Origin of the sequence: Frankia casuarinae, assembly GCF_000013345.1 — a bacterium.
GTDB lineage: Bacteria > Actinomycetota > Actinomycetes > Frankiales > Frankiaceae > Frankia > Frankia casuarinae.
In genome coordinates this window covers 559628-583240 of sequence record NC_007777.1, presented here as the reverse complement: position 1 = coordinate 583240, position 23613 = coordinate 559628, and the positions used below count along the sequence as shown (strand labels likewise).

Below are 23613 nucleotides of genomic sequence, written 5' to 3'. Positions count from 1 at the left end.
CGGCTTATCCCGCCGCCGGCAGCGCCGGCTCGGCGCGTGGGGTGCTGGCGGGTCGGCTGGTCAGCCGGCGGTGGGTGAAGGCGGCGTGCAGTTCCTGGCGGGCGGCTTCGGCGGCGTCGTTGCGGACCTGGTCGAGCAAGGCGGGAGTGAGCCGTTCCTGGCCGGTGCGGACCGCGCGGCGGCAGCCGCGGACGATCAGGGTCATCAGCGAGGCGAAGTGGCCGGTGCTGCGGGCGAACAGGTAGTCCGACAGCTCGTCGGCGACCATCCCCGGATGGCCCTCGGCGAGGATCAGGTTCTTCTCGATCGCCAGGAGCAGCCGCCGCCAGGTGCGCCGGCCCGGCTCGGTCTCGATCTCGAACGGGTCGACGGACAGCGTCGTCCACCGGCGGCCGTTCTGCGCGAGCTCCTCCTCGGACGGGCCGAGTCCCTCGGCGAGCAGGCCGCGGCGGATGATCCCGACACCGACGTAGAGGAACGTGACCGGGAAGGTGTTCGCCAAATATTTGAAATGGTTCGCCACATCGCGGCCGTCGGCGCGCCGCGGGTCGAGGAAGTGGACGTCATCGATCACGATCAGCCGGGTGTCGCAGGCCAGGACCGCATCGGCGGCCTTGTGGCCGAGGTGCTCGGCGTTGCCCCGCTCCGAGCCGGGCAGGTGGAAGAACCGGCAGAGCATCGTGTTGAACGTGCGTTTCGTCGTCGACGAGGTCAGGCAGACGTGCGCGACCGGGACCCGCTCATGGCCGCCGGTGGTCGTCGGCCCGTAGCGGGCCAGCTGGCGCTGGTGGAAGCCGCGGGCGAACGTCTGCGCGACCGTGGACTTCCCCAGCCCGGGGAACGCGTCGATGACCGCGGCGCCTTTGACCTTGTCGCCGTCCTGCCGGTTGGCCTCGACGATGTCATCGAGGTCGTCGTGGACAGCCCGCATCTGCGGGGTGCGGATCGGGCCGAGGTTGGCGTGCCAGACCGTGCGCTGCTCGTCGTAGTCCGCCCGCGCCGTCGCCGACAGCGCCGCCAGGCCGGCGCGGTCCAACGCTTCGGGGCGTGGCCGGTCCGGGGCGGTCACGAACGTCGTCCATCCCTGTTTCGTCGACAGGCTGTAGGCGCGTTCGCCGCCGTCCGGCGGTGCGGTCACACGATCTCCATCGCGTCGGCGTAGAAGTCGTCTTCGCCAGGGAACGGGGCGCCAAGCTCGTCGTCGCGGTCGTCATCGCCCGCCGTCTCCTCGGCCGAACGGTCCTGGTCGGGCGAGGCGACCGCCGGGGCGGGTTCGTCCGGGACGGCCGTGTCGCCGACGAGACGCAGCCGCCGTTCGGACAGACGCACCGCCATGCGCCGCTCGGCCCGGTTGCCGGCCAGGCCCGCGTCCCAGCGTTCCAACAGCCGGGCCAGTGCTCGGCGGGTGTCGGGGAACCGGTCGGTCGCGGTGGCGAGCTGGCGGGCGTAGGCCAGCGCGTCCGCGCTGAACGGGCCGCCCAGGGCGTCGGCGTGCTCCCAGCGCAGCACATGCCAGCGTTGGTCGGCCGGGTCCTGGAAGTAGACCCGGCTGACGTCATCGGCGTCGACGCGGATCGGCCACTTGCCCGCGTGGACGCCAGTGTGCGGGCTGGTCCGGTTGCGGTAGGGCGACAGGGCGGGCCCGTCGTAGCGCAGCCCGCCGATCTCCACCCCGTAGTGCTGGATCGTGCGCCATTCGACCGCCAGGAAGTCGAAGACCAGGTCCGCCCGCGCGGGCACCTGGAGATGACCGGCCCGCGCCACCCCGTGGGCGAACATCTCCAACGGCGACACCGCCAGCCCCGGCACCTCCGGGACCACGAGGCCGCCATGGGGCTGACGGTGGTAGCAGTCCGCGACCCACTGGCGGATGAGTTCTTCGAGCTCGTCGAGGAAGTAGAACGCCTGCTCCTCGACATCGGCGCCCCGGTGGTGGACGTCCGGGCCCTTGTAGCCGGGAAGCGCGACGAGTAGCTGCTCGCGCAGCGTGCGGAAAAAGCGTTCGACCGCTGCCTTGTCGGTGGCCTGGGCGACCCGCGCCGGCTGCACCGAGATCCCCAGCCGCTGGCAGACCGACAGCAGATGCTCCGACAGATAGATCCGGCCATGATCGACCACCAGGGTCTCCGCCGCCACCGACGGCAACAGCGGGACGCCGCCGGCGTCGACGAGCCGCTCGACATCGACCACCACCCGCCCAGGAACACCGTGATAGGGCGGGCGGACATCCACCCAGCCCGCCGCCGGCTCCGGCAACGGACGGATCGACTCGAACAGCACCGCCGCGGCGTCGACCGCCTTCGTCGACACCGGGGTCAGCCGCAGCCCGGTGATGCACCGGTCGTAGCGGTCCATCGCGACCGTCAGCTCCGCCTGCACCCAGCGCAGCGTCACCCGCTCCATCGCGAACACGTCCAACCTGGTCGTGTCCACCAGCAGGTACTCACCCGGCCGGTGCGCCCGCAGCTTCCCGTAAGGCGCCACCGGGCGGCCCGCGATCTCCCGCCGGCCCTTGGCTCCACCGAACGCGCTGGTGCCGCGGCTCAGCTCCCGCAGCAGGGCCCGCGCCCGGGTCCGACCCGGCAGGCGCACCACCCCCGGGCCGTGCTCCTGCTCAAGCCGAGCCTCGATCGCCGCGAGAACCAAGTCCTGAGTCGGCGTGCTCGCGTGGCTGAACTCGGCGAGCACGCCCCGCGCCGTATCCACCCAGCGGCCATCCACCACGCTCAGCGCTGTCTGTCGCCGCCGCCACCGCTCGTCGACCAGCCCCGCCGGAACCCCGTGCGGACCTCCTGCACGTGCCCGACCCGATCGGCCAGCGCCTCACGGCCAGCCGCGTTCAAGCCCGCCAGATCCGCGCCCACGCCCGCCACCGCGTCGACCGGGACGTCGGTGAGCAGCCGGGTGCTGGGATGCGCCAGCAGATGAGCCAGCCCGACCTGCCGGACCCCGCCACCGACGTCGGTGAGCAGCACCGAGCCCGCCGTCAGCTCGGTCACCGTCCACCACCGGCCGTCGTGCGCCAGCCGGCTACCGACCGCCACGTCCACCCGCGCCTGCGCCATCACAGCGCCGTCTCCAGCGTGCTGTCGTCGCCCAGCCGACGGTGCAGGTCCGTCGACAGCCTTCGCTGCCACAGCAGCGTCAGCGCTGCGGCCTTGACCTGCCCCGCCGGGCTTTCCCGCGTCGCGCGACCGACAAGCGAACCGATCGTGTCACCGGGCCGGAACGCCGCGACGACGGCATCCGTCAACCCGTCGGGCAGCAGACCCGGCCGGCGATAGCCGGCCAGAAACCGCAGGTTCGCGAGATAGACCGCCTCGGTGCCGCTCCAGATCTCATACGCCCAGCCGTGCGACCGCGCCACGACGCCCGGCCACCGCAGCGCCTCGGCGACCACCGGGTCCTCCAGCCGAGACACCGGCTTCACGTTCACCAGCCGCGCCGCCCCATCCGCATGCACCAGCAGGAGGTCCGGCACGTGCCGGCGGACCCGGCCACCGACCGTCGCCCGCAGCAGGAACGGTTGCGCCGCGATCCCGACCACCTGCGTGTCGAAGTCCGCGACCGGCAGCCGCGCCAACTCCAACCGGCTCTCGTAGACGACATGACCGCCCGTCGTCGCAGACCAGTACCAACCCGGAAAATGCGGCTGCCCTCGCACGCTTCGGACCGTCCGCCACGGCACAGCCGCCATCACCTGCGCTGCCGTAACGTTCCGTATCGGGCGTTCGACCTCACCCTCCGCCGTGCGCAACAACACGACCGGCTCAGGCAGGTCCTCCCCGTCCGCGCAGGCCGAACCCGAAGCCCGCTTCTGCGCGACCAGTTCACCGTCGATGTCCGAAAGGTAGGGCGCCAGGAGGCCGGAACCGCCGCAATGCATCGCAGGGCACACCTCGGACCACACCCGCGGCCCCAGAGAACACGGCAATCAGCGAGTTCCTACAGATCGAAATGACGATTATCCGAGGCTGGCACCCCGCGAACCATTCAGCCGGAGAGCCGACGATCTCGCGCCGACCTTCCGCACCCGCGACGGCGGCAGAATCGCTCCGGACCGGCATCACCCGACGTCTCCCGCAGATTGGCCAACTACCACGGCCAGCGGCCATCTACTGGCCAACCATCACGGTGAGTGGCCATCTGTCCGCGATCCCTACAGATCCCTAGACCGTCATACGCGTACCCGACCACCCCAACGGACCCCCAACGGCGTACCCGCTAATTGGGTACGTCTGAGGCGGCGCATCGGTGCAGCTCAGCGAGCATCTGGCACGTACCCGGGTAGGCCAAGAGTAGGCCAAGAGTCATGCCATTACTGGCATCCTATCTAATCATGGTCACGAGCGGGAGTGGTCGGCAGAATGCACGCGCTTGGCAGAATCGGATAGTGCGGTTAGCGTTTATTTGCCGAATTCCCCCGCCTGTTCTGTGAGGTGCCGTGGTCGATCCGTCCCGCCTCCGCCGACTCGCACGACGGGCCAGCGCAGACCGGGGACGGGCCGCCGCAGACCGGCCCGGCGGACACGGGCGGAAACGGCCCCACGGCGGTGCCCGACGCCGGCGGACCGACGTCCCGCGCCACGAGACCGGCGTAACTGGCTGAACGCCTGAGGGAGGCCAGCCCGTACCCGGCTGGCGACCGGGGGCACGCCCTCCGACGTCAACAGAAAGCTGACGGATGCGGGTGTCGGCTACCGCTAGTCCCGGCACCCGCACGACCGGCCGGCGGAAAGGCGCCGGGCCGATCACCCGTCGGCCCTTTCTATCGAACTATTCCACCCGGCTGGCGACCCCAGTCCCGTTGGCCCTGGTCCCGTTGTAGCTGGTCCCGGCCCTGACGACCATGGTCCCGGCGCCACTGGTCCTGGCTACCGCCGCTCTGGCGGCTGTCGTCGTGGCGTCGCTCGTCCTCGCGGCCCTGGTCCTGCCGCCCGATGCCCCGACCGCCCTTGTTCCAGCCGTTCCAGTCGTTCCGCTTCCAGCCGTCCGTGGCGTGCCAATGGTTGACACTCCGCACGGGAACGCGGTCGTCGGCCCAGGCGCTTGAAGCCGCCGGTCCCACCGTCACACAGACTGCCGACACGGCGGACAGGGAGGCGACCACCGCTTTCCTCTTCAGGGATCTTGTCATGATTCTCCCGTCATCAAAAATATCGATCGACTACTTGCGATGGGAAGACTAGCCGTACGCACCGGCGCCTGGCTGGATTGCGCCCGGCGTGTTCGCGCCAGAGATGGCCGGAAGCATTTGGCGGCAGATCACATGTGATTCTCGTGTGTTTTTCATGAAGCCTTTCTGTGATTCTTAGAAAACCCTGAAGACGGGAGCCAAAATTCGATGGACAAAGTACATCAACGCCACATCCCGCGGATCGTTGTCGAGACCCGGATTAGTCTGGCGAACGGCGACGGTTACGAAGTACCTCCGCCGACGATCGTTGTCACGATCGGCGGAAGCAGCCCGGCGCCGACCGACGCCGACGCTTGGCCGACCGGCGGGGGGTGCCGGCAGCGCCGGCCGCGATGGCCCGCATGGGCATGAACGCGGTGGTCAGCGTCTATGGCGACCTCAGTCGGAAACCATGATCCGAATCATGCGGATCGGGCCACACTCCCCGGGAGGCTACCGGGCGCGAGGTCGCGTAGGATTCACCCTGTGTCGAGGACACATGCCACGGCCGAGACGCCGGCCAGCCAGATGATGATGCACATGCCGTCCGGCCTCTTCCGCGCGTCTTGACAGACTGACCGATGAGGCCCTGACGGAGCCTCGTCGGTGAGGCTGCTACCGGGGCGGAAGGACTCACACCAGATGGGCCGCTACTTCGTGACGACGGCGATTCCGTACGTCAACGGCAAGCCGCACGTAGGTCACGCTCTCGAACTGATCGAGACCGATGCGTACGCACGTCATCTTCGTCAGCGCGGCCACGAGGTCCGGTTCCAGACCGGCACCGACGACAACGCCCTGAAGAACGTCCAGGCGGCCGAGGCCGAGGGGATTACACCCGCCGAGTACGTCGAGCGGGTCGCCACCGGGTTCGTGGGCCTTCGCGGTCCGTTGGGCCTCTCGTTCGACGATTTCATCAAGACGAGCACGGACCCCCGTCATCGGCCGGGAGTCGAGAAGCTGTGGTCGGCCTGCGCCGACCGCGGGGACTTCTACCGCAAGACCTACGCCGGTCTGTATTGCGTGGGATGCGAGCTGTTCTACCAGCCCGACGAGCTGGTGGACGGCCGCTGTCCGGAACACGGGACCGTTCCCGACCTGGTGGAGGAGAGCAACTGGTTCTTCCGGTTGGGCCGCTATCAGGACCAGCTCCACGCGCTCATCTCCACCGACCGGCTGCGCATCGAGCCCGCCGCCCGCAAGCGGGAGGTGCTGTCCTTCATCGAGGCCGGTCTGGAGGACTTCAGCGCGTCGCGGAGCATGAGCCGGGCCCGCGGCTGGGGTATTCCGGTCCCCGGCGACCCCGAGCAGGTCATCTACGTGTGGTTCGACGCGCTCGGGAACTACATCACCGCCCCCGGGTACGGCAACGACGACGACAGCTTCCAGTACTGGTGGAACGACGCCGACAGGCGAGTGCACGTCATCGGCAAGGGCATCATCCGCTTTCACGCCGTCTACTGGCCGGCGATGCTGCTCTCGGCCGGGGTGCGCCTGCCCGACACCATCTTCGTGCACGAGTATCTCACCGCCGACAGCATGAAGATCAGCAAGTCGGCTGGCAACGCCGAGGATCCCGCCGACATCGTCGCCGCCTTCAACACCGACGCGCTGCGGTGGTGGATGCTGCGCGACGTCGCCCGAGCCGGCGACACCGACTACACGACCGAACGGCTCGTGACCCGCGCGAACGAAGACCTCGCCAACAACATCGGCAACCTGGTCAACCGGACCGTGTCGATGGTGAAGCGGTACCGGGACGGGCTCATTCCCCCACTCGCCCTCGACAATCCCGCGGCCGCCAAGCTGCGGGCAGTGCGCGACGAGACCCCCCGGACGATCGACGACGCCTTCGCCGCCTTCGACTTCCGCCGGGCGGCCGAGGTCATCACGAGGATCGGCGACGAGGGTAACCGCTACGTGGAGGCTGCCCGGCCCTGGGAGCTCGCGAAGGCGGAGCGCAAGGAGGGAGCGTCGCGCGACGCCCTCGACGCAGTCCTCGCCGAACTGGTCGCCACGTGCCGGGAGCTGGCGGAGCACCTCGCGCCCTTCCTGCCTGACTCGGCACCGCGCATCGCCGCGCAGTGCGGCGACGGCGGGTCGCGGGTCGCGGGTCCCAGCCCGGTGTTCCCGCGCCTGGAGGCCCCGCCGGCCGAACCGGCCACGACCTGACCGACGCCGTGGAACCGCTCAGGCCGGACCCGCTCAGGCCGGACCCGCTCAGGCCGGACCCGCTCAGGCCGGCCGCAGTGCGGTGAAACGCCGCAGCCGCAGACTGTTCGTGACGACGAAGACGGAGCTGAACGCCATCGCCGCCCCCGCGATCATTGGGTTGAGCAGACCGGTCGCGGCAAGCGGTAGCCCGGCCACGTTGTAGGCGAACGCCCAGAACAGATTGCCCTTGATCGTGCGCAGGGTGGCGCGCGACAGTCGGATAGCATCCGCCACCAGGCGGGGATCCGCGTTGACAAGCGTCAGATCCGACGCCTCGATCGCCGCGTCGGTGCCGCCGCCCATCGCCAGGCCCAGATCGGCCTGGGCGAGCGCGGCGGCGTCGTTCACCCCGTCGCCCACCATGGCCACGACCCGGCCCTGCGCCTGCAAGCGACGGACCGCCGCGACCTTCTCCTCGGGCAGGACCTCGGCGATGACATCCTCGTCCGCGATGCCGACCTCGGCGGCGACGGACCGGGCGACCGCCTCGGCGTCCCCGGTCAGCAGGACCGGGTGCAGCCCGAGCCGACGCAGATCGGCGACGGCCGCGGCCGCGGTGGGCTTCACCGTGTCGGCGACACTGATCAGTCCACGGGGACGGCCGTCCCAGCCGACCACGACGGCGGTATGCCCGGCGGCCCGTTCCCGGTCCAGCTCGGCGGCGAGCGCGTCCGGGAGTTCCACGAACACCTGGGGCCGCCCGACGAGCACCGCATGCCCCTCGACGGTGCCGCGCACGCCGAGGCCCGCGGTGTTCGCGAAGTCCGCGACCGGCGGCAGCACACCGACGGCCACCGCGTGCTCCCCAGCCGCACCAGCGGCCACCGCGTGCTCCCTGGCCGCGTCGGCGATCGCCCGGGCGATGGGGTGCTCGCTCGCGTCCTCCACCGCCGCGGCGAGCCGGAGCACCTCGGCGGCGTCCTCGCCGGGAGCCGGCAGCACCGCGACAACCTGCATCCGCCCGCTGGTCACCGTGCCGGTCTTGTCGAGTAGGACGGTCTGGACCCGCCGCGTCGACTCCAGCACCTCCGGGCCGCGGATAAGGATGCCCACCTGCGCACCGCGTCCCGTCCCGACCAGCAGCGCCGTCGGCGTGGCCAGGCCCAGCGCGCAGGGGCAGGCGATGATCAACACGGCGACGGCCGCGGTGAAGGCGTCGGTCGCCGGCTGCCCGAGAGCCAGCCAGACCCCGAGGGTGACGAGTGCGAAAATGATCACCACCGGAACGAACACCGCCGAGACCCGGTCGGCGAGGCGCTGGACGCGGGCCTTGCCACTCTGGGCCTCCGTCACGAGCCGGGCGATGCGCGCCAGCTGCGTGTCGGCACCGACCCGGGTGGCCCGGACCACGAGCCGCCCGCCGACGTTCACCGTCGCCCCGACAACCGCGTCACCCGGGCCGGCCTCGACGGGCACCGACTCGCCGGTGACCATGCTCGCGTCCACCGCCGACAGCCCATCAAGCACGACGCCGTCGGTGGCGATCTTCTCGCCCGGACGGACGACGAACTCGTCCCCGATCCGCAGCGCCTCGACCGGGATCCGCTCCTCGACCCGCCGCGGGCCAGTCCCCCGCGCGCCGTCCGCCGGCCGGACGCGCAGCACGGTGACGTCCTTCGCCCCGAGGTGGAGCAGCGCCCGCAGGGCCGCGCCGGAACGCCGGCGGGCACGTGACTCCAGGAATCGGCCGGCGAGCAGGAACACCGTCACCCCGGCGGCGACCTCCAGGTAGAGGGCCGTGCCCGCGCCGCCGTGGGCACTCCCGCCGGTGCCGTGACCACTCCCCGAGTGGACGATCTCGCCGGCCGAGGCTTCCGGGCCCGGGAATCCGCCGGTGAACGAGAACGAGTGCCGCATCCTCGGCTCGCCCGCTCCGCCCAGGAACAGGGCGTACAGCGACCAGACGAAGGCGGCCAGCGTTCCGAGGGAGACCAGGGTGTCCATCGTCGCGACACCGTGCCGGGCGCCCCGGGCCGCGGCCCGATGGAACGGCCAGCCTCCCCAGAGCACGACCGGCGTCGCCAGGGCCAGCGAGACCCACTGCCAGTAGTCGAACTGCCAGGCGGGCACCATGGCCAGTACGATCACCGGCATGGCGAGCGCCGCCGAGACCGCCAGCCGGACGCGCAGCGCCCGCAGCGCCGCGCCGGGTGCGTCGTCCTGCGTGCCGCCGCCGTCCTGCGCGCCGCCGTCCTTGGCATCCGCCGCACCCGCCACCTGCTCGGCCGCGGTGCCGGCTACGACCTCGGTGTCAGCCTCGGCATCGGCTGCCGTCTCGGCCCCGGTGTAGGCCGCCGTCTCGGCCCTGGTGTCAGCCGCGCGTCCGGCGGCCGGGGCCGCGGAGTAGCCCGCGGCCTGGACCACGCGGATCAGATCGTCGAGACGGACCGCGGGGGCCTCCGTGTCCGTGAGGGTCACGGTGGCCTTCTCGGTGGCGTAGTTCACCGAAGCGGTGACGCCGTCCAGCTTGTTGAGTTTGCGTTCCACCCGCGCGGCACACGACGAGCAGGTCATCCCGCCGATCGCGAGCTCGATCCGCGCGGGGTGACCCCTTCCGACGTCGAGAGTGGTCATCAGCTCTCCCCTTACGGCGGATTCCTGACGGCGGACCGGAAGGTACCGCCGGTCACGGGCGGTGGGAGCGGACACACCCGCCGACCACCGGCACCGTTGGCACCACCGAAGCGCTACGCCCGCCCGACAAGCTCGTATCCGGCCTCCGCAACGGCCTCCCGGACGGCGCCGTCCTCGACGACGCCATCGCTGACGAGGGTGACCCGACCCTCGGCCAGGTCCACGGCGACGTCCGACACGGTCGGCAGCCGCGCGAGCTCCTCGGTCACGGATCGGACGCAGTGCTGGCAGGTCATCCCGGCCACCGTGTAGGTGGTCGTGTAGGCGGTTGTCGTCATGGCCGTTCCCGTCTCCTCGTCTCCTCTTGTAAGCCGCCCCGGCCCCAATGGATCTGCCCGACCCACCGGCCCACCGGCGCCCGTCCCACCTCCCGAACATACCCTCCCCCCGTATGGTGTACCGGTACCCGGTGGGGGTATCTTCCGAACCAATGGTCGATCATCACGGGGGAGATCCCACCCACGCCGACACAGGAAGGCCGCGACGCACAGCCCCACCTTGGCCAACCCGCCGGCCTACTTCGGGCAACATGCCGAACACTTTCCGCACATGTCGAGCTTCCGGCACCATCGTGGAGAGCAGGCGCACGGGACTGTGACCGGATGGGCGGCCAGCTGGGCGACGGGAGCGCATCACATCAGCGCATCGCAATACGGCCGGGTGGTCCAGAGTCCATCAGATCCTGCGCGGACGGACGACCGGCACATCAGCCGGGCACCCACGACCCGGCACGTCGGGGCGCCGCCTCGCGGTGGTCACCCACCGGTCCGGCGCGGCCCGCTCCCGGCGCGGCCCGCTCCCGGCGCGGCCCGCTCCCGGCGCGGCCCGCTCCGTTGAGCGCGGCCTCCCGCCCGGATACCTGTCCAGAAAGCTGCCGGCGGACAGGAATCGTCACCGAGGGGGACAGTCAGCGGGCGGCGGCCAAGCGGCGGGCAACCTCGGTGGCCCAGTAGGTCAGGATGATGTCCGCCCCGGCCCGGGAGATCGCGGTCAGCGTCTCGTCGATCGCCCGGTCCCGGTCGATCCACCCGGCCGCCGCGGCGGCCTCCACCATCGCGTACTCGCCCGACACCTGGTAGGCCGCCACCGGTACGTCCACCGTGTCGGCCACCGCCCGCAGCACGTCCAGGTAGGCCAGCGCCGGTTTCACCATCACCGCGTCCGCGCCCTCGGCGAGGTCGAGCGCGACCTCGCGCCGGGCCTCCTCGGCCGAGCGAGCCGGATCCTGCTGGTAACCGGTCCGGTCCCCGAACTGCGGGGCGCACTCGGCGGCCTCGCGAAACGGCCCGTAGAACGCCGAAGCATACTTAGCCGAGTAGGCGATGATCGGCAGGTCGACGAAGCCCTCCGCGTCCAGCGCGGCCCGGATCGCGCCGACCTGGCCGTCCATCATCCCGCTCGGCGCGACGACCTCGGCACCCGCACGGGCCTGCGCCACGGCGATCGCGCCGTAGCGCGCCAGGGTGGCGTCGTTGTCGACCTCCCCGGAGTCGGTGAGCAGACCGCAGTGCCCGTGGTCGGTGTACTCGTCCAGGCACAGGTCCGTCATCAGGACGACGTCGCCACCGACCTCGGAGGCAAGATCGGCGAGCGCGAGCTGGACGATGCCGTCCGGGTCGTCGGCGGCCGAGCCCCGGGCGTCCTTCTCCGCGGGCACACCAAACAGGATGAGCCCGCCCACGCCGGCCTCGGCGGCCTCGACGGCCGCCCCCCGCAGCGAGGAGCGGGTGTGCTGGACGACACCAGGCATCGAGGCCAGTGGAACGGGATCGGCCACGCCCTCCTTGACGAACATCGGCAGCACCAGGTCGGACGGGTGCAACCGCACGTTCGAGACCAGCCGGCGCAGCGCGGACGAGCGGCGCAGCCGGCGGGGACGTGCCGTCGGATAGCCGGCCCCGGCCCCGTTCCCCCGGGCCTGCGCCCTCACCGCCGCGAGCCTCGCCGTGGCTTCGGCAACCGCGCAGCGAGCGGCCCGATCTTCCCGAGCTCCTCCCGGTGTTCGGCAGCGAACTCCGCCAGCGCCCCGACAAGGGCGGGGATGGACGCCTCCGGAGCCTGCACGTCGACGCGCAGCCCGAGCTCCTGGGCAGTGGCGGCCGTCGCCGGACCGATCACGGCGATCACCGTCGTCTCGTGGGGCTTGCCGGCGATGCCGACCAGGTTGCGCACGGTCGAGGATGAGGTGAAGACGACCGCGTCGACCCGGCCGCCCTTCAGCGCCTCCCGGATGGATGCGGGCGGCGGAGCGGCACGCACGGTGCGGTAGGCCGTCACGTCATCGACCTGCCAGCCGCGTTCCTTCAGGCCGGCGACCAGGGTCTCGGTGGCGATGTCGGCACGCGGCAGCAGCACCCGGTCGAGCAGGTCGAGGGTGTCGTCGAAGTCCGGCCAGTCCGCCAGCAGCCCCTCGCTGGACTGCTGCCCGGACGGGACGAGATCGGGCCGGATACCGAAGGTACGCAGCGCGTCGGCCGTCGCCTCGCCGATCGCCGCAACCTTGACCCCCGCGAACGCGCGGGCGTCGAGGCTGCGTTCCTCGACCTTCTCCTGCACCGCCTTGACCGCGTTGACCGAGGTGAAGGCCACCCACTGGTAGCGCCCAGAGACCAGACCGGTGATCGCGCGCTCCATCGGGGCGGCGGTCCGCGGGGGCTCGACGGCGATCGTCGGCACCTCCAGCGGGCTTGCGCCGTGCGAACGCAGCAGGTCGGACAGGATCGCCGCCTGTTCCTTGGTCCGCGGGACCAGCACCGTCCAACCGAACAGCGCCCGGGTCTCCCACCAGGAGAGCTTGCCGCGGGTCGCGACCACCGGGCCGATGGACAGCACGACCTGGGTGATCGGGGTGGGGGCCGCGGTCAACAGCGGTGCCGTGTCCGCCTCGACCCGGTCGAGCGTCGAGGTGACGGTGCGCTGGTCGGTGGTGGTGCCGTCCACGGTCACCGCGATCGGGGTGTCACCGGGCCGCCCGTGCTCGACGAGCGCCGCCGCGACCTTGCCGACCTCCGTCGGTGCCGCCGTGACCACGAGGGTGCCCGGGGTCTGGGCGAGGGCACCCCAGTCCAGGTCACCGGGGGAGGAGATCGGCGCACCGAACCCGCCGAAGCCGCCCGCGGCACCGAGGCCCAGCGGCGAGCCGAACCCGCCGGTTCCCAGGCCACCGCCGAGCCCGCCCCCGAGACCGGCGATCGGCCGTCCGCCCAGCCGCGAGGCCCCGAACGGAGGACCGGTGAGCGGACCCACCGGCTCGCTCCCGCCGAACGGCGAGGACGCCGGCACGGTGCCCGACGACGAGAAGACCCCGGAGGTACTGGCGAAGGTGACCGGCGCGCCCGGGGCGACCCCGGCGTAGGTCGCGACCGCGGCGCCGGTGAGGATGCCGGGCACCACCCGATAGGGGATCTTGGCCTTCGCGAGCGCCTGGGCGTCCGCGGCGCCGATGCGGGTCAGCCACGGATCGGAGGCGTAGAGCCGGACCACCTTGTCACCGGCACGGGCCCTGCTCACCACCGCGGCGGTCGCCGCCTCCGCGTCACGGACCGGCTTCGGCGCCTCGAGGTCGCCGATGCGCAGCACTTCGGCGGTGAGGTTCTCCACCACCGCCGGCGCCACCTCGGGATCGGCAACCACCAGGTCGGCGGCGGCCAGGGTCTCGACCGCGAGGACGGTGAGCAGTCCGGGGTCACGCGGTCCGGCACCCACCAGGGCGACCGGGGAGACGGGCTTCTTCGTTCGTCGGGTGGCCATGCTCAGCGGGTTCCCATCAGCGAGTGTGCTCCGGCGGACAGCATGTCGTCCGCGAGGCGCTGCCCGAGCGCCTCCGGGTCGACGGCGGATCCGGTGACGTCACGCCGGAGGACATCGCTTCCGTCCGGCGCGGCGACGACCGCCCGCAGGCACAGACGACCCGCGGGAGGCGCACCGCCGGCCTCCGCCGCGGCTCCTTCGGCCAGCTCCGGAAGAAGCTCGGCCAAGGCGCCGACCGGGGCAGTACAACCAGCTTCGATGCCGGCGAGGAACGCGCGTTCCGCTCTGACCGCGACGGACGACGATGCGTCATCGAGCACAAACCGTAGCAGCTCGGCGAGGCCCGTATCGACGGGCTGGCCGCCATCTGACCACGTTTCGCCACCGGTTTGTCCCACAGCGGGACCTGAACCCGGCCCGGCGGGCACCAGAGCGCGCGCCGGACCGGCCACGACGAGCCCGGCACCGCCCGTGCACTCGATCGCCAGGGCTCCCTGGCCGGGCGCGGGCAGCATCACCGTGGGTTCGAGGATCTCGGTGACGGCATCGAGCCGGTCGAGCCGCGCCAGCCCGGCGTGCGCGAGGACGACCGCGTCCACCTCACCGTCGATGGCCTTCTTCAACCGGGTGTCGACATTGCCGCGGATCGTGACGACCTCCAGCCCGAGGCCGAGAGCACGCAGCTGCGCGGCGCGACGTGGGGATCCGGTCGCGATCCGGGCGCCGGCCCTGAGCTCGGCCAGGCGCCGCCCGCTCGGGGCGACCAGCACGTCCCGGGGGTCCGCCCGCGGCGGGACCGCGGCGAGCACCAGACCGGGTGGGGTGGCCGTCGGAAGGTCCTTCAACGAGTGGACCGCCAGGTCGATCTCGCCGGACAGCAGGGCGTCGCGCAGCGCGCTGACGAAGACGCCGGTCCCGCCGATCTGGCTGATCTCCCCGGACGAGCGGTCCCCCGCCGTGACGATCGGCACCAGCTCGACGGCGCAGCCCACCCGCGCCCGCAGGGTGGCAGCGACCGTCCCGGACTGGGCCAGCGCCAGCGCCGAGCGCCGTGTTCCCAGCCGCAGCCGGCGGCCGGCGAAACGGGCCAGCAGGTCGGCGCCGGTACCCGTGGCGCCGGTACCCGTGGCGCCGATGCTCGTCGGATCGGTACTCGTCGGGTCGGTACTCGTCGGGTCGATCCCCGTCACGAACGCTCCAGCAGATCAAGGTCAGGCGCGGACACCACGGCGGGCACCTCACGCGGCAGATCGAACAGTTCCCGCAGGGCCTCGGCGTAGGCGTCCCCACCGGGCGCCCCGGCCAGCTCCTGTACCCGCACGGTCGGGGCGTGCAGCAGCTTGTCGACGACGCGCCGGACCGAGCCCTCCACCAGGCTCCACTCCCGATCGTCGAGGTCGGGCAGGCGGGTGTGCAACCGGGCGAGCTCGCTACGCACCACGGCGGCGGCGTGGGCCCGCAGCGCGACGACGGTCGGCGCCACCCGGCCCGCCCGCCGGCGGTCGAGGAAGCTCGCGACCTCGGCGGCGACCAGCGCGCGGACCGCCTCCACGTCGTGCGTCACCTGGGCGCCGTCCAGCGCGATGCGCAGTGCGTCCAGGTCGATCAGACTCACCCCGGGCAGCTCGCGCACCCCCGGGTCGATATCGTGCGGCAGGGCCAGATCGAGGAAGACCAGCGGGCGCCCTGCCCGGCCGGGCAGGGCCGCGGCAACCAGCTCGTGCTCGACAACGAGACCGCTCGCGCCGGTCGAGGAGATCACCAGGTCCGCCATGGTGATCTCGTGGGCCAGGTCGGTGAGACCGACGACCCGGGCCTCGTGGGCCTCGGCGACGCGGGCCGCCCGGGCGGCGGTCCTGTTCGCGATCACAACCTCCCCGGCGCCAGCTCGCCGGACGGTCTGCGCGGCCAGCGATCCCACCGCGCCGGCACCGATGAGCAGCACCCGGGTCCCGGCCAACGGCGGGGGTTCGGGCGTCACGGCGTGTCGCGGCCCCTCGGCCGCGACTCCTCCCCCGTCCAGCGCCCGCCCGCCCGGCGGCGCCACCGGCACGGCCGGAACCTCGCTGTGGAGGCCCAGGCCGGAAGCGGCCAGCCGGACACCCACCGAGACAATGGAGGCGCCGGCGGCATCGATGGACGTCTCGGAGTGGGCCCGCTTGCCGACCCGCAGCGCGGCCTGGAACAGGCCGGACAGCGCGCTGCCCGCCACCCCGGCGGCCTGACCGGCCCGGAAGGCCGTGCGTACCTGACCGAGGATCTGGCTCTCCCCGACAAGCATGGAGTCCAAGCCGCACACCACCGAGAACAGGTGCCCGATGGCCCGCGCCTCGTGGTGGACGTACAGGTGGCCGGCAAGATCACCGAGGTCGATCCCACAGATCCGGCTGAGCTGGTCGGAGATGTCGGCGACCCCGCCGTGGAAGGTCTCAACCTCGGCATAGATCTCGATGCGGTTGCACGTCGAGAGCACCACAGCCTCGCTGACGTGGGTGCCCTCGGCCAGATCGTGCAGGACCTTCGGGATGTCCTCGGCCGAGACCGAGGTGCGTTCGAGCAACGACGTGGGCGCGGTCTGGTGGTTGAGCCCGACCACCAGGAGGCTCACGACGCCTCACCTCCGGCCATCAGCGCTCCCGCGGCCGGCAGCGTCCCGCGCGCCGGCGATCCAGGCTCCGGGGTGTGCTCCAGGCGCACCGCGCCCGGTTCCCCCTCCCGATCATCCCGGGTCGGCCGATCGTCCCGAGCCATCCCGGCCGGACGAGCTGCCCCCGCCGGACGAGTCATGCCTACTTGCCGAGTCACCCGCACGACCTCATCCGTATCGGTCTCCAGCCTGCCCGCGGAGGGCTCCGTCCCGTCCGCGCTCGTCACCCCGTCCAGGCCCGCCGCCCCGAGCGCGGCGAGGACCTCGTCGCCGCCTGGCAGCGCCTCGCGTGCCGAGGGCGCCCGCCGCGCCGGGCGCGCCCGGCGCGGCGGCACGGCGTCACGCCCGGAGCCGGCGCCCGGTGTGGATCTCGCGCCCCGTCTCGGTGATGTGTCCCGTGCCGGCGACGGACGTTTACGTGCTTCATGGAACGAGAGGATCTGCAGTTCCACGGCAAGGTCGACTTTACGCACGTCCACACCGTCGGGTACCGAAAGCACCGTGGGGGCGAAGTTGAGGATGCTGGTGACCCCGGCAGCGACCAGACGATCACACACCCCCTGCGCCGCGGCTGCCGGCGTGCAGATCATCCCGATCGTGACCTGACCCTGGACGATCACCTGTTCGAGATCGCCGACGGGACTGACGACAACCTCACCGACCCGCTCGCCGACTCGCTCGGGATCCGCGTCGACCAGGGCCACGATCCGAAAGCCCCTGGCATAAAAGCCGCCGTAACCCGCCAGGGCGTGGCCGAGGTTGCCGACTCCCACCAGCACAACCGCTCTGTCCTCGGTGAGGCCCAGTTTCGCGGCGATGCAGTCGAGCAGGACATCCACCTCGTAGCCGACGCCCCGCGTGCCGTAGGAACCGAGATGGGACAGATCCTTGCGAACCTTGGCCGGAGTGACTCCGGCGGCGGCCGCGAGCGTGTCCGAAGACACAGTATAAACCCCGCTTTCCGCCAATGTCGTCAGCACCCGGAGGTAGAGCGGAAGCCGCGCGACCGTCGCCTCCGGAACGTCGGAGGAACGCCTGGAAGCCGTGTCACTACGTGTACGTCGCCGGATCACCGCCGGGCGACGCCGTGGCTGACTCATCCGCGGCTCCGATCTCTAGGCGCGCGGTTACGCCCGGAGCTATGGGCCCGAATCCGTGGCCCCGCCGACACCCAGCGTGCGGTAGTCCCGGCGTGCGGTAGTCGGCGCCACAAGTCGGCTGTCCTCGGGCAGTGTACGACTTCGTGAAGGGATTCACGAAGTGCCGAGGAGAGCCGGCCCCCTGATCAGCGACCACCCTTGGCAGGGCGCAGCGCCCACCGGCCGCCGGCGAGCGCCCGCCGCAGCCGGTCCTCCTCCACCCGCCAGTAACCGTGTTCCCGGCCGTCGAGCAGGATGACCGGCACCCGGTCGCCGTAGGCGTCGGCAAGCTGGGGATCGGCGTCGACATCGGCCTCCCGCCACCCGACCTGCTCCTGCTCGGCGACCCGGACGACCGCCGCCCGCGCGGTGTCGCACAGATGACATCCCGTCCGGGTGAGCAGTGTGATACGCACACCGTCGCGGCCGGAATCCGCCTGTTCCAACCCGTCGTCCATTCCCCGATGGTAGGCGCGATCCCCGTCGCCGCCGAGTGGCTTTCCGAACCGCTCGGTGGGACCGAGGTCCGTTCAGGGGCCCGGCCCCGGCCCCGGCGTGCGGTCCGGTCCGGACCTCGCCGGAAGACGCCCTCTGCCTGCGCCCGGACGATCTCCGACTTCCCGCGCTCCCTCCTCCGGCTACACTCAGCTACTAACGGAACCATGTGCGCCGGGCCTTCCGGCCCACCTTGCCGCGACCGCATCCTCCGGAGCCCGGGCTGTGACCGAATGCACGCTCGCCGACCTCGTCGACCTCGTCGACCTCGCCGCCCCGCGCCGCGGCCCCCTCCGCCGGCAGGACGCGATGTCCCCGGTGGGCGCCCGGGAGGACCGCGAGCGAGTCGGGGACCCTCAGGGCGATCCGGCCGACGACGACCGGACGGCGCTCGTCGCCCGGGCCCGGCGAGGTGACGTCAACGCCTTCGGGCTGCTCTACGACCGGTACGCCAACCTCGTGTTCCGGTACGCGCTGTACCGGCTGGGCGGGGATCCGGTGGCCGCCGAGGACATCGTCAGCGAGACCTTCCTGCGTGCCTTCCGCTCCATCGGCACGTTCCAGTGGCAGGGACGGGACATCGGTGCCTGGTTCATCACCATCGCCCGCAACCTGCTGGTCGATCAGGCCCGCTCGGCGCGGCGCCGGTTCGAGATCCCGACGGCGGACATCCTCGCCGCGGCCGAGCACCGAGCCACGGCGCTGACGGCGCCGAGCCCCGAAGAGTCGATCCTGGCCGTGCTGACCCGCCGCGAGCTGCTCGACGCCGTCCGCGAACTGCGCCCGGACCAGCAGGAGTGCGTCGCGCTCCGGTTCCTCGAAGGGCTGTCGGTCCGCGAGACCGCGCTGGCCATGGGCCGCAACGAAGGGGCGGTCAAATCCTTGCAGTTCAGAGCAATTCGGACACTTGCCCGCGCCCTTCCCGCAGCAGGCACGGCCTGACCTCCGGGCCCCTCGCCGTGAGCGATATCCCAGATCACGTCGCAACCCCGGCCCGGTCGTTGTTCCACCGGCACTTTCCCGCCGTCACGTTCGAGCGGCGGCCGCCGCGAAGTCGTGCCGCACCGTACTCTGACGGCGTGCCGGCGAACCATGGCGTGGATCGCGGCGCGCGGAGGTGGCGACAAGGGGTGGGTGGCGGCCCCGGTCACTTCCCGAGCCGAGCCCTTGCTCCGCCCCGGACAGCATGGAGTTGACGATGAGGGTGCGACGACGCAGGGACCTGGCCACGACGAGGCAGGCCGCCGAGGCCGCCGCGATCGCCGCCTTGAAGGTCGCGGCCGAGGAGGTTCCGCGGGCTCCGCTGGACGAGTCGGCGGCCGCGTTCTTCGACGTGGACAACACCATGATGGCGGGCGCCTCGATCTTCTACTTCGCCCGCGGCCTGGCCGCCCGGGACTTCTTCAACTCGCGTGACCTGATCCGGTTCGGCTGGCAGCACATCACCTACCGGCTGCGTGGGCTCGAGGACCCGAGCGGCATCCGGGATGCTCGGGAGACCGCGCTTGCCTTCGTCGCCGGGCGCACGGTGGCCGAGATCGTCCGTTACGGCGAGGAGATCTACGACGAACGGATGGCCGAGCAGATCTACTCGGGTACGCACGCGCTCGCCCAGCAGCACCTTGACGCGGGCCAGCGAGTGTGGCTGGTCACGGCCACCCCGGTCGAGCTCGCCTCGGTCATCGCCCGGCGGCTGAACCTCACCGGCGCCCTCGGCACGGTCAGTGAGGTCTCCGCCGAGGGCACCTACACCGGCCACCTGGTCGGCGGCCTGCTGCACGGCCAGGCGAAGGCCGAGGCCGTGCAGGCGCTCGCCGAGCGGGAGGGCCTGGACCTGTCGCGGTGCTGGGCCTACTCGGACTCGATCAACGATCTGCCCATGCTCTCCCTGGTGGGCCACCCGGTCGCGATCAACCCGGATCCGGACCTGAAGACCGTGGCCCGGGAACGCGAATGGCCGATCAAGGACTTTCGCACGGCCCGCAAGGCAGCCAAGATCGGCATTCCGACGGCAGCCGGGGTGGGCGCGCTCGCCGGCGGGGTCGCCGCCGGCATGGCGTTGCGGCGCCGGGCCGCGGGCGCCTAGAGCACCTTCGGCGCCGGGAAAGAACCTAGAAGAACACCGAGCGGCGCTGCATCAGCAGGCTGTACAGCGTATGCTGGATGGTCTCCCGGATGCGGTCGGTGAGCTCGAACACCAGCATCGGGTCGTCCGCCGCCTCAGCGGTGTACGTCTTCGTTGGGACCGGCTCCCCGAACTCGATGATCCATTTGGACGGAAGCGGGATGAGCCCCAGCAGACCGAACCACGGGAAGGTCGGTGTAACCGGCAGGTAGGGCAGCCCGAACAGGCGAGCGAGCGACTTCGCGTTACCGATCATAGGATAGATTTCTTCGGCTCCGACGATCGTGCACGGAATGATCGGCACACCCGTCCGCAACGCGGCCGAGACGAATCCACCGCGCCCGAACCGCTGCAACTTGTACCGCTCGCTGAACGGCTTGCCGACGCCCTTGAAGCCCTCCGGCCAGACCCCGACAAGGTGCCCGGTGTTCAGCAGGTGTTCCGCGTCAGCCTGACACGCCAGAGTGTTGCCGATCTTACGAGCCAGCGGGGCCAGGAACGGCACCGCGAACACCAGGTCGGCGGCGAGCATGCGCAGGTGGCGATGGGCCGGATGATGATCGAGGATGGCCACGGCCATCATCAGCGCGTCCATTGGCAGGGTGCCCGAGTGATTGGCCACCACCAGAGCGCCACCCGTGTCCGGGATGTTCTCCAGCCCCCGGGTCTCGACCCGGAAGTAGTCCCGGTAGATCGGCCGCAGCAGCGGAGCGACGACGTGTTCGGTGAGGTCCGGGTCAAACCCGTGCTCGTCGACGACGTAGTCGCCGGTGATGCGCCGCCGCAGGAAGGCCAGCGCTCCCGCGAGGGCCGTCTCCAGATCACCGGGTTCGGCCGTCGGCGGTGGCGCACCGTCCGTCCTGGCAGCGCCATCGGGCCCGGCAGCGGCGGTGGGACCCGTCGCCGGGTCGGACGGCCCACCCGCCGCCGACCGGCTTTCGGTCAGCGTCGCCTCGGCACCGTTGAGCGAGGAGCGAGGGGACGCGGCGGCTGGACCAAGGAAGACCTCGTCGGGGGAAACCTCGTCGAGAAAAGCCGGGTCACGCGAAGCCGGGTCACGCGAAGCCGAATCGGCTGCGGCGGATTTCCAAGGCATGATCTGCGCTTCACCCCGGGATTCGTCACCTTTTATCACGTGTTCCGCCTCCCCCCTATCCGATCCCGCACCCGGCGGGCCGCAACCGCCCTCCATCACCCTGTTCCCACCAGCCGGCGTCGGGCCAGCGAATCGAGCATCCTGTGCTCGGCTCGGGAGATCAGATCGTGGTCGATGGTGAACCGGAGCCCGCGCTGGCGGACGAAACTGTCGAAGGTCTCCATCGTCGAGTACCGGGGCCGGTAACCGAAGATCTCCTTCAGCCGGGTCGTGTCCACGGCCCGGCCGTGCGCGAGGAAGTCAAGCTGCTCAGCGGAGAAGTCGACGAGCCGCAGCCGCCGGGCGATCCCGCCCAACACCCCGATCGCGGGGAACGGCACCGGCGTGGACGGCCGACCCGCTCGGCGGATCGCCTGCGAAAGCAGGAGCACACCGTCCCCGGCCACGTTGAACGTCCCCGGGTGGGCGCGGCGGGTCGCGCGCATCAGCACGGCCAACGCGTCATCGGAGTGCAGCAGCTGGATGCGGGGGTCGAAGCCGAGGACCGTGGGAACCAGCGGAAGGTCCAGATAGCGCGCGAGCGGGCTGTCGATCTGCGGACCGAGGATGTTGGTGAACCGCAGCACGGTTACCGCGATGTCGGGACGTCGCCGGCTGAATCCACGCACGTAACCCTCGACCTCGACGGCGTCCTTGGCATAGCCACCGGCGGGCAGGGCGCGCGGCTCAGTGTCCTCTGTAAACAGCGCGGGGTCGCGAGCGGACGACCCGTAGATCGACGTCGTGGACTTCACGACCAGCTTGGTGACACTGGGCGCCTTCTGGCACGCGGCCAGCAGCTGCATCGTGCCGATGACGTTGATTTCCTTCATCGCGGCCCGTCCACCCGCACCGAGCGGCGTGGCGATCACGTTCAGATGCAGCACCGTATCGATCTCCGTGGTGGAGATCACCTTTGCGATCAACGGATGCCGGATGTCCGCGCGCACGAACTGGGTCCGCCCGAGGTCGCTGGTGGGAGCAGTGGTATCGACCCCGACGACGGCCTCGACCCCCGGGTCAGCCGCGAGCGCCATCGCCACCTGCGCCCCCAACGGCCGCGCTACACCGGTCACCAACACACGGCGTGGTCTCATGGCAGTCTCCCGCAACGCCCGCATGGTCCAGCCCGGCACCCGGACCGGATGGCCGGGCGACCGGGCAGCCCGAACCAGGCCGACCGGAGCGCGCCACCGTTCCCCGGGACCGGGGGCCGCGATGTCCGGCCGAGAAAGGTTCACGCGGTCCGATCGTGGGCTCATCGTACGCCCGTCCCTCGACCGCTCATTGCACAGCGTAAGGCCAGCCGCGCACATCGAATACGGAAAGTAGGGGAAAAACAACCCGTCCGAGCCGGACGAGGATCGACGCCGGCCAGGCCCGGTGCCGCTGCCGACGCTGCCGGCCCAGCGGTGATGCCGGCATCACCGCTGGGCCGGCAGCGGAAAATCCAGGATGGAGCGTCCCGGTGACGGGCTCCTCGGCAGCTGCGCCACGACGACCGCGTCCTGGCGCCGCAGCCGCAGCAGGTCGGCCGCTCGCCCACAATTTACTGCGATCATCATTCGACGCAACGCGTCCTCACACAAGGTGACTCCACCGCGGGGCGCATCGCCGTAGGTATGCGTGAACGTGAGCCGCATGACGCGGTTGCCGGCGCGGACCTCGACCAGATCTCCCAACAGAATACCGGCGGCCTCCAGCTCGGCCCGGGTCATGTTGAGCGAGAGATTGCCGAAGTGGTCGACGGACACGACCTCGCCGTGCACATGGTCGTCGTCGACGCTGCACGCCCGCGGCTGGAAACGCGTGAGCGCGTCGGGGTCGAGCCGGGGGCCGACGTCGGTGAGGGCGAGTCCGGCCGCAAGCCGGGCCGCGACCGGCGCATAGACGTCCCGTCCCCGGAACACCGCGGTGGGCAGCGGCAGCCACAGCTCCCGGTTGGAGATCTCGTGCACCGCGGCGACGCCACCGAGCGCATCCCAGGCCAGCGACGCCACGCCGTTGTCCGGGCAGACGAAGGTCGAGCCGTCCGTGCTCCGGATCGCCGCGCCGCGGGTGTAACCGTCGGCATCGAGCCGCTCCACGACGACGAGATGAACCCCCATCGGAAGATAACCGATCGCGCCGACCAGGGTGACGGCCGCATGCCCGACGTCCTGCGGCGCGATGGCGTGGCAGACGTCGAGGACGCGCGCCGACGGGGCGTGCCGCGCGATAACCCCGTGACACACCCCTACAGAGGCATCGTCGACGCCGTAGTCGGACAGGAAATTGATCCACGATCCCGTCATGCCG

Annotated in this window: 19 protein-coding genes; 3 read left to right on the top strand and 16 right to left on the bottom strand. The window is 71.3% G+C overall.

The features are described 5' to 3' along the window. Nucleotides 1–4 precede the first annotated feature (4 nt). Genes FRANCCI3_RS02470 through FRANCCI3_RS02460 form a run of 4 tightly spaced genes read right to left on the bottom strand, consistent with a single transcriptional unit; the run spans nucleotide 5 to nucleotide 3886 of the window. Nucleotides 5–1138: an ATP-binding protein gene (locus FRANCCI3_RS02470; protein WP_011434958.1), complete on the bottom strand. Its 1134-nt coding sequence runs from the start codon at nucleotides 1136–1138 to the stop codon at nucleotides 5–7. Then, nucleotides 1135–2706 carry a Mu transposase C-terminal domain-containing protein gene (locus FRANCCI3_RS02465; RefSeq protein WP_011434957.1) on the bottom strand — a complete coding sequence of 524 codons (1572 nt, stop codon included), beginning with the start codon at nucleotides 2704–2706 and terminating at the stop codon, nucleotides 1135–1137. The genes FRANCCI3_RS02470 and FRANCCI3_RS02465 overlap by 4 nt, the downstream gene beginning before the upstream one ends. 20 nt (nucleotides 2707–2726) lie before the next feature. Next, nucleotides 2727–3065 (bottom strand): hypothetical protein, encoded by a 339-nt coding sequence (locus tag FRANCCI3_RS27385; protein ID WP_011434956.1) that lies wholly within the window; start codon nucleotides 3063–3065, stop codon nucleotides 2727–2729. After that, nucleotides 3065–3886, bottom strand: a complete 822-nt coding sequence (locus tag FRANCCI3_RS02460; RefSeq protein ID WP_011434955.1) for a TnsA-like heteromeric transposase endonuclease subunit — start codon at nucleotides 3884–3886, stop codon at nucleotides 3065–3067. Before FRANCCI3_RS02460 ends, FRANCCI3_RS27385 begins: the two co-directional genes overlap by 1 nt. Nucleotides 3887–5818: 1932 nt before the next feature. Between FRANCCI3_RS02460 and FRANCCI3_RS02450 the strand changes: the two genes are divergently transcribed. Continuing rightward, complete coding sequence (locus FRANCCI3_RS02450) at nucleotides 5819–7348, top strand: methionine--tRNA ligase (protein ID WP_023839818.1); 1530 nt, start codon at nucleotides 5819–5821, stop codon at nucleotides 7346–7348. A gap of 63 nt (nucleotides 7349–7411) precedes the next feature. Here FRANCCI3_RS02450 and FRANCCI3_RS02445 read toward each other — a convergent pair whose 3' ends face one another. The 9 genes from FRANCCI3_RS02445 to FRANCCI3_RS02410 form a co-directional block, all read right to left on the bottom strand. Continuing rightward, on the bottom strand, nucleotides 7412–9964 hold the full coding sequence (locus tag FRANCCI3_RS02445; RefSeq protein WP_011434952.1) for a heavy metal translocating P-type ATPase: 2553 nt from the start codon (nucleotides 9962–9964) through the stop codon (nucleotides 7412–7414). A gap of 113 nt (nucleotides 9965–10077) precedes the next feature. Continuing rightward, nucleotides 10078–10302 (bottom strand): heavy-metal-associated domain-containing protein, encoded by a 225-nt coding sequence (locus FRANCCI3_RS02440; protein WP_011434951.1) that lies wholly within the window; start codon nucleotides 10300–10302, stop codon nucleotides 10078–10080. A gap of 428 nt (nucleotides 10303–10730) precedes the next feature. Next, a complete protein-coding gene (locus FRANCCI3_RS26640; protein WP_139168573.1) occupies nucleotides 10731–10919 on the bottom strand; it encodes a hypothetical protein in 189 nt (62 codons plus the stop codon). Between the two features lie 12 nt (nucleotides 10920–10931). Continuing rightward, a complete protein-coding gene (hemB, locus tag FRANCCI3_RS02435; RefSeq protein WP_011434950.1) occupies nucleotides 10932–11954 on the bottom strand; it encodes a porphobilinogen synthase in 1023 nt (340 codons plus the stop codon). Then, nucleotides 11951–13774, bottom strand: a complete 1824-nt coding sequence (locus FRANCCI3_RS02430; protein ID WP_011434949.1) for a uroporphyrinogen-III synthase — start codon at nucleotides 13772–13774, stop codon at nucleotides 11951–11953. Before FRANCCI3_RS02430 ends, hemB begins: the two co-directional genes overlap by 4 nt. Before the next feature lie 2 nt (nucleotides 13775–13776). After that, nucleotides 13777–14964 carry a hydroxymethylbilane synthase gene (gene hemC, locus FRANCCI3_RS02425; RefSeq protein WP_011434948.1) on the bottom strand — a complete coding sequence of 396 codons (1188 nt, stop codon included), beginning with the start codon at nucleotides 14962–14964 and terminating at the stop codon, nucleotides 13777–13779. After that, entirely contained in the window at nucleotides 14961–16382 is a 1422-nt protein-coding gene (locus tag FRANCCI3_RS02420; RefSeq protein WP_011434947.1) for a glutamyl-tRNA reductase, read from the bottom strand. The genes hemC and FRANCCI3_RS02420 overlap by 4 nt, the downstream gene beginning before the upstream one ends. After that, a complete protein-coding gene (locus FRANCCI3_RS23980; protein WP_011434946.1) occupies nucleotides 16379–17521 on the bottom strand; it encodes a redox-sensing transcriptional repressor Rex in 1143 nt (380 codons plus the stop codon). The genes FRANCCI3_RS02420 and FRANCCI3_RS23980 overlap by 4 nt, the downstream gene beginning before the upstream one ends. Before the next feature lie 185 nt (nucleotides 17522–17706). Continuing rightward, complete coding sequence (locus FRANCCI3_RS02410) at nucleotides 17707–18018, bottom strand: glutaredoxin family protein (RefSeq protein ID WP_011434945.1); 312 nt, start codon at nucleotides 18016–18018, stop codon at nucleotides 17707–17709. A gap of 262 nt (nucleotides 18019–18280) precedes the next feature. On the opposite strand from FRANCCI3_RS02410, the gene FRANCCI3_RS02405 reads away from it, so the two are divergent. Together FRANCCI3_RS02405 and FRANCCI3_RS02400 are read left to right on the top strand one after the other, a co-directional pair. Further along, nucleotides 18281–18997 (top strand): sigma-70 family RNA polymerase sigma factor, encoded by a 717-nt coding sequence (locus FRANCCI3_RS02405; protein ID WP_011434944.1) that lies wholly within the window; start codon nucleotides 18281–18283, stop codon nucleotides 18995–18997. 256 nt (nucleotides 18998–19253) lie between these two features. Beyond that, nucleotides 19254–20141 (top strand): HAD family hydrolase, encoded by an 888-nt coding sequence (locus tag FRANCCI3_RS02400; RefSeq protein ID WP_011434943.1) that lies wholly within the window; start codon nucleotides 19254–19256, stop codon nucleotides 20139–20141. Between the two features lie 25 nt (nucleotides 20142–20166). On the opposite strand, the gene FRANCCI3_RS02395 is transcribed toward FRANCCI3_RS02400, so the two are convergent. From FRANCCI3_RS02395 to FRANCCI3_RS02385, 3 genes are all read right to left on the bottom strand, one after another. Next, entirely contained in the window at nucleotides 20167–21276 is a 1110-nt protein-coding gene (locus tag FRANCCI3_RS02395; RefSeq protein WP_011434942.1) for a lysophospholipid acyltransferase family protein, read from the bottom strand. 95 nt (nucleotides 21277–21371) lie between these two features. Beyond that, nucleotides 21372–22412: an NAD-dependent epimerase/dehydratase family protein gene (locus tag FRANCCI3_RS02390; protein ID WP_023839821.1), complete on the bottom strand. Its 1041-nt coding sequence runs from the start codon at nucleotides 22410–22412 to the stop codon at nucleotides 21372–21374. Nucleotides 22413–22739: 327 nt separating this feature from the next. Next, nucleotides 22740–23609 carry an SAM hydrolase/SAM-dependent halogenase family protein gene (locus FRANCCI3_RS02385; protein ID WP_011434940.1) on the bottom strand — a complete coding sequence of 290 codons (870 nt, stop codon included), beginning with the start codon at nucleotides 23607–23609 and terminating at the stop codon, nucleotides 22740–22742. Between the last annotated feature and the right edge of the window lie 4 nt (nucleotides 23610–23613).